This is a genomic window from Mesorhizobium sp. M7A.F.Ca.ET.027.02.1.1 (assembly GCF_004022985.1).
Lineage (GTDB): Bacteria > Pseudomonadota > Alphaproteobacteria > Rhizobiales > Rhizobiaceae > Mesorhizobium.
In genome coordinates this window covers 1-6,488 of sequence record NZ_RZOL01000353.1, presented here as the reverse complement: position 1 = coordinate 6,488, position 6,488 = coordinate 1, and the positions used below count along the sequence as shown (strand labels likewise).

Annotated in this window: 4 protein-coding genes; 2 read left to right on the top strand and 2 right to left on the bottom strand. The window is 60.2% G+C overall.

Annotated elements, in window-relative coordinates:
• The first annotated feature begins 146 nt into the window (after positions 1 to 146).
• A complete protein-coding gene (locus EN749_RS27905; RefSeq protein ID WP_128364366.1) occupies positions 147 to 602 on the top strand; it encodes a hypothetical protein in 456 nt (151 codons plus the stop codon).
• A gap of 226 nt (positions 603 to 828) precedes the next feature.
• Entirely contained in the window at positions 829 to 1,221 is a 393-nt protein-coding gene (locus tag EN749_RS27900) for a RidA family protein (RefSeq protein WP_128364365.1), read from the top strand.
• Positions 1,222 to 1,392: 171 nt separating this feature from the next.
• Here the strand turns inward: EN749_RS27900 and EN749_RS27895 are convergent, their stop codons facing one another.
• The gene (locus EN749_RS27895; RefSeq protein ID WP_128364364.1) at positions 1,393 to 2,745 is read right to left on the bottom strand and encodes a hypothetical protein; all 1,353 of its coding nucleotides are present in this window, start codon (positions 2,743 to 2,745) and stop codon (positions 1,393 to 1,395) included.
• An 87-nt stretch (positions 2,746 to 2,832) separates the two neighbouring features.
• Complete coding sequence (gene carB, locus EN749_RS27890) at positions 2,833 to 6,324, bottom strand: carbamoyl-phosphate synthase large subunit (protein ID WP_127809595.1); 3,492 nt, start codon at positions 6,322 to 6,324, stop codon at positions 2,833 to 2,835.
• Between the last annotated feature and the right edge of the window lie 164 nt (positions 6,325 to 6,488).

Genomic DNA, 6,488 nt, shown 5'->3' with positions numbered 1-6,488 from the left:
CGGAGGAGGTGGGCAAGGTCGGCGACGAGGTGACCGCGATCGGCAACCGTTCGCTCGAGGCGAGCGAAAAGCGCATGAAAGCGGTGCGCCTCATCGTCGGGGGCAAGACGTATGATGTCTATCCCGACCGCGTGCCGCCGGCCTAGATGACGGAGTTTTTCGCCGGCATCGAGCAACTCGCTTTGGCGCGGTGGCTGAAGGCGTCCTTCATCGCCTACCCCATCGTCAATGCGCTCCACATCATGTCGATCGGCGCGCTGTTGACCAGCGTCGTTCTCATGGACCTGAGGATCTGCGGCGCCTTCCGCTCGCTGCCTTACGTCGCGTTCGTCACGCTGCTGCGCCGCATTGCATTGGGCGCGTTCGCGGGTGCGCTTGTCACTGGCTCGCTGCTGTTTTCGGTCAAGGCGAGCACCTATGCGGCTATGCCGGTTTTCCTAGCCAAGATGGCGCTCATCCTTCTCGCCGGCGTCAATTTTTTCACCTTCCTGCGCTTCGCCAGAGGCGGTGACGAGCCGGCCGGCAGCGCCATCCTGGCTGTGCTCTCGATACTGCTGTGGACTTCGGTGCTGTTCGCCGGACGGTTCATCGGATTTCTTTAGCGCCGCATCCACCTTCTCCCCCTGTGGGAGAAGGTGTCGCCGAAGGCGACGGATGAGGGGTGTTCCAGGGAACGTCGACGTCTCACTCCGCTGGAACACCCCTCATCCGTCTCGGCGCTATCGCGCCGATCCACCTTCTCCCACAGGGGGAGAAGGGAAGAACGGCGCTGGCGTTCCGCCAGTGCCGGGATAAGCTCCCTGCAAATGCAGGAGAGGGAGATTTGCCATGAAGAAAGAAATCATCGAAGTGCCTGTGATGTCGGACAAGGTGCGAGCGCTCGGGCTGCCGTGTTCGACTGCGGTCAAGGCCAACGGCTTCGTGTTCATCTCGGCGACGCCGCCGGTGGACATGGTGACCGGCGAGATGGTGCGCGGCGACATCGAGGTGCAGACCGAGGCCTCGCTGAAGGCGCTGAAACATTGCCTGGAAGCGGCCGGCACCTCGCTGGACAATGTGGTGATGGTGCGCATCTACGCCGTCAACTCCGGCTTCTACAACGCCATCAACCGGGTCTATGCGAAGTATTTTTCCACGAAACCGCCGGCGCGGAGTTTTGTGCCGGTGGCGTCCTGGCCGATGGAGTTTGATATCGAGATCGAGTGTGTGGCGGTGGCGTGAGCAGATTTCTTTGTGGGTAGCATCTACTCTCGCCACTCCGATGATTGGTCACTGCTCTGACATCGAGACAATGAGCCTGAACTTCGACGGGCGCATCCTAAACGGAGTGGCCGCTCATCCCGGGCGGGTTTGAGAGAGGCTCCAATATGCAAATGAACTTGCCTGACGCCGTTACTCGAAAGCACTCTGTTCCTTCGAAACCTCTTCTATCAACTCTTCCCATGGCCATTTAATTGTCGCAAATTTGCGGTACAGTAATAACTGCCTATCAACTACGCTTATCTTCTCATCAAGAGCGTCATATGCTAAAACAAGTCCCCGCCCATCTTGGTCGACTTGAAGCTCAGGAAATTTTGACAACGCAAGTTTGAGATTGCCGAGTTGTATCCTAGGCTGCTTTTCATGCGCGAAAGCATGAATTTCTTTTGCCGAGAGGCCTGAGGCAAGCGCCGTGTCGTCAGCCGCCATTATGGCGGCCATGGCATGAGCATAGATGCCAGTTGCATTCTTTCGGGTTCGAATGCCATCGCATACCCGCTTTGCGAAAGCTTGATATAGTTGGTTCAGTTGCTCGGCGACATGCATCGCCGCGTCATGTGCAGCGCTCAGGCTATCTATTCTGATTTCTTCGCCATCTGGTGCAGATTCGCTTATATCTAACTCATCGTCGATCAATCTTAACGCCAATTTCTGAAGCAAACCTACACTTTCATAGGAAATCGATGCCAACTCTTCTGAAACAGCGTCACTCGGCCTTAGGCCAAGATTTAGGCACCCCTTAGCAAATACCTGCTTCAGCTCCGATGGCTGCCATGTGACGGCGATTTCTTCAATTCGGTCGGACAGATCGGGGTTGAGAGTAATAAGCATATTCTCGCTTATCCACACTCCGACCACGACCACAAATGTTTTATAGTCCCAGAGGGTTTTAAGGTCGAAAGCAAATTTTCGCTGCTCTTCCGTTGGAAGATAATGAAAATCCTCTATAACCAGAGTGCGACCCGAAAGTCGAACTAGCGAGGCAATAAAATCAAGATCGCCAGCGTCTTTACCCACAGAGATTGCCCGACGCTCTAGCTGGTGTTCGCCAGAAATCTCTGCAGATCCAGTAACCTTCGCAAGTAATTTCCATCCGGCTTCTCCGGATGCTGAAGCTACGCCCTTGAAAGAATTGGTGGTAGTATTCTCTAGCTCAATACTGATGTCCAGTCTGGCTAACGCATCGCGATAAATATCTAGTGTTGTATAAGATAAACGGCATTGAACGATAATTGGATCGTCCAATACCCTCTGCCTTAGCCAAGATTTTCCTGCCTTTGAGGCGCCTCGGATGGCGATGTGCGTCTGCTGTCGGTCAACCAGCTTCCGGAACTCTTTGTCCAAAGAACCTCGATCAATATACGAAAGCTCGCTGATGCTAGGTTTTATACCGAAGACTTCGTGGACCTTCATCGCTCCCCCATATCGGCCAACTGCATGGCCAACGCGATAAAGACCGAAAATTTTGCCGGCGCGCAAGGGCATGCCTTGTGTTTGCCGGCCGCCCGATGCCTGCGAAGGAATTTCATGGGCAGCACAGACCACCAAATCGGGCTCTGGAAGACCGCTGCTTTACGCAAAATACTCCTGCAGCGGCCTGACCTCCAGGCTCCCCGCCTTCAGCGCCGCAATCGCTTCCGCCACCGCAGCCGCGCCTGACAGCGTCGTGTAATACGGCACCTTCTGCATCAGCGTGGCGCGGCGGAGCGATTTGGAGTCCGACACCGCCTTCTGGCCGTCCGTGGTGTTGAAGACGATCTGCACCTGGCGGTTGCGGATGGCGTCTTCGATGTGGGGGCGGCCTTCCAGCACCTTGTTGATCTTCTGGGCGTCGACGCCGTTTTCGGCGAGGAAGCGGGCGGTGCCGGATGTCGCCAGCACCTTGAAGCCGAGGCCAGCCAAGCGCTTGACCGCCGGCAATATGCCCTTCTTGTCTTCGTCGCGCACCGAGACGAACAGCGTGCCGGAGCGTGGCAGGTCGACGCCGGCGCCGAGTTGGCTCTTGGCGAAGGCGAGCGCAAAGTCGCGGTCAAGGCCCATGACCTCGCCGGTCGAACGCATTTCCGGGCCGAGCAGGATGTCGACGCCGGGGAAGCGGGCGAAGGGGAACACGGCTTCCTTGACCGCGATGTGGCCGGGGTTTCTGGGGTCGGGCATGGCGCCGTAATGGGCGAAGGCGTCTTCCAGCTTTTCGCCGGCCATGATGCGGGCCGCAATTTTCGCAATGGGTCTTCCGATGGTCTTGGCGACGAAGGGCACGGTGCGTGACGCGCGCGGGTTGACCTCCAGCACATAGACCGTGCCGTCCTTGATCGCATATTGCACGTTCATCAGGCCGCCGACATTGAGCGCGCGGGCAAGCGCTGCCGTCTGGCGCTCCAGCTCGTCGACCAGTTCGGAAGGCAGCGAGTGCACCGGCAGCGAGCAGGCACTGTCGCCCGAATGGATGCCGGCCTCCTCGATGTGCTCCAATATGCCGGAAACGAAGGTCGACTTGCCGTCGCAGAGGCAGTCGACATCGACCTCGATGGCGCCCGAGAGATAGGTGTCGAACAGCAGCGGGTTCTTGCCCAGCAGCGTGTTGATCTGGCCGGTCTTGTCGTTGGGGTATTTCTGCTTGATGTCCTCCGGCACCAGGCCGGGCACGGTGTCGAGCAGATAGGTCTGCAGCATGCCCTCGTCATGGATGATCTGCATAGCGCGGCCGCCGAGCACATAGGACGGACGCACCACCAGCGGGAAGCCGAGCTCGCCGGCAACCAGCCGGGCCTGCTCGACCGAATAGGCAATGCCGTTCTTCGGCTGGCTGAGGTTCAGCTTGTGCAGCAGCTTCTGGAAGCGGTCGCGGTCTTCGGCCAGATCGATCATGTCGGGCGAGGTGCCGAGGATCGGGATGCCGGCCTTCTCCAGCGCATCCGCCAGCTTCAGCGGCGTCTGGCCGCCGAACTGGACGATAACGCCGACCAGCTCTCCGGACGCCTGCTCGGCGCGCAGAATCTCCAGTACGTCTTCGGCCGTCAGCGGCTCGAAATAGAGCCGGTCTGACGTGTCGTAGTCGGTCGAGACCGTCTCCGGGTTGCAGTTGATCATGATCGCTTCGTAGCCGGCGTCGCGCAGCGCGAAGGCGGCGTGGCAGCAGCAATAATCGAACTCGATGCCCTGGCCGATGCGGTTCGGCCCGCCGCCGAGGATGACGACCTTTTTGCGCGACGAGACCTGCGCCTCGTTGGCCAGCGCGCCGGCAAACGGCACTTCATAGGTCGAGTACATGTAGGCGGTCGGCGAGGCGAACTCGGCCGCGCAAGTGTCGATGCGTTTATAAACTGGATGAACGTCGAGCTTTTCGCGAGCTTTCTGAATCACTTCGGCATCGGTCTTCGTCAGCGACGCGAGGCGGGCATCGGAGAAGCCCATGGCTTTCAGCATGCGCAGGTTGACGGCATCCTCGGGAATGCCGTGCTCGCGGATGCGTGCTTCCATGGCGACGATGCCGGCGATCTGTTCGAGGAACCACGGGTCGATCTTGCACATGGCGTGCACGTCTTCCAGCGAGGTGCCCATGCGGATCGCCTGCGCCACCATGCGCAGCCGGTCGGGCGTCGGCGTGCCCAGCGCGGCGCGAATGGCGTTGCGGTCGTCGGCATGGTTGGCGGAACCAAGACCGGGGATCTCGATCTCGTCCAGACCCGTCAGTCCGGTTTCAAGTCCACGCAGTGCCTTCTGCAGCGATTCCTGGAAGGTGCGGCCGATGGCCATGACTTCGCCGACCGACTTCATGGCGGTGGTCAGCACCGGCTCGGCGCCGGGGAATTTTTCGAAGGCAAAGCGCGGGATTTTTGTCACCACGTAATCGATGCTCGGTTCGAAGGACGCCGGCGTGGCGCCCCCGGTGATGTCGTTCTCCAGCTCGTCCAGCGTGTAGCCGACAGCGAGTTTTGCGGCGATCTTGGCGATCGGGAAACCGGTCGCCTTGGAGGCCAGAGCGGACGAGCGCGAGACGCGCGGGTTCATCTCGATGACCACCAGGCGCCCGTCGGCCGGGTTGACGGCGAACTGCACATTGGAGCCGCCGGTCTCGACACCGATCTCGCGCAGCACCGCGATCGAGGCGTTGCGCATCATCTGGTATTCTTTGTCGGTCAGCGTCAGGGCAGGGGCGACCGTGATCGAGTCGCCCGTGTGCACGCCCATCGGGTCGATGTTCTCGATCGAGCAGACGATGATGCAATTGTCCGCTCTGTCGCGGACGACCTCCATCTCGTACTCCTTCCAGCCGAGCACGCTCTCCTCGATCAGCACTTCGGTGGTCGGCGAGGCGTCGAGGCCGGACTGGACGATCTCGTAGAATTCGGCGCGGTTGTAGGCGATGCCGCCGCCGGTGCCGCCCATGGTGAAGGAGGGGCGGATGATGGCGGGCAGGCCGACATGGTCGAGTGCTTGTGCGGCGATCGCCATACCATGGCTGATGTAGCGCTGCTTGCGGTCGCCTTCGCCGAGGTTCCAGCGGGTTTCCAGTGCGTCGAGCGCGGCGTCGAGATCGGCAGGCGCCTCGGCCTTGACGGCGGCGCGCTCGGCCTCATGCGTTTTGCGGTCGGTGTTCTTGACGTCGGTGGCGTTGGCCAGCATCGACTTCGGCGTTTCCAGCCCGATCTTCTTCATCGCCTCGCGAAACAGCGCGCGGTCCTCGGCCTTGTCGATGGCCGTGGCGTCGGCGCCGATCATCTCGACATTGTAACGCTCGAGCACACCCATGCGGCGCAGCGACAAAGCGGTGTTGAGCGCGGTCTGGCCGCCCATGGTCGGCAGCAGCGCGTCGGGCCGCTCCTTGGCGATGATCTTGGCGACCACTTCAGGCGTGATCGGCTCGATATAGGTGGCGTCGGCCAGTTCCGGGTCGGTCATGATGGTGGCCGGGTTGGAATTGACCAGGATGACGCGGAAGCCTTCCTCCTTCAGCGCCTTGCAGGCCTGCGTGCCGGAATAGTCGAACTCGCAGGCCTGGCCGATGACGATGGGGCCGGCCCCGATGATCAGGATCGACTTGATGTCAGTGCGTCTTGGCATGTCAAAGGTCCGTTCGGCGGGCGGCTTGCACAAAAAACCGGGACGGGAAGACCCGGCCGGTTGTGCTCGCGATTCTGGTATCAGGCTAGGAGGGCCTTATAGGGAAGAGTTTTGACTGATGTAACCCCGAAAATGCGAGGTAGGGGAGTAGGGGAGTAGGGGAG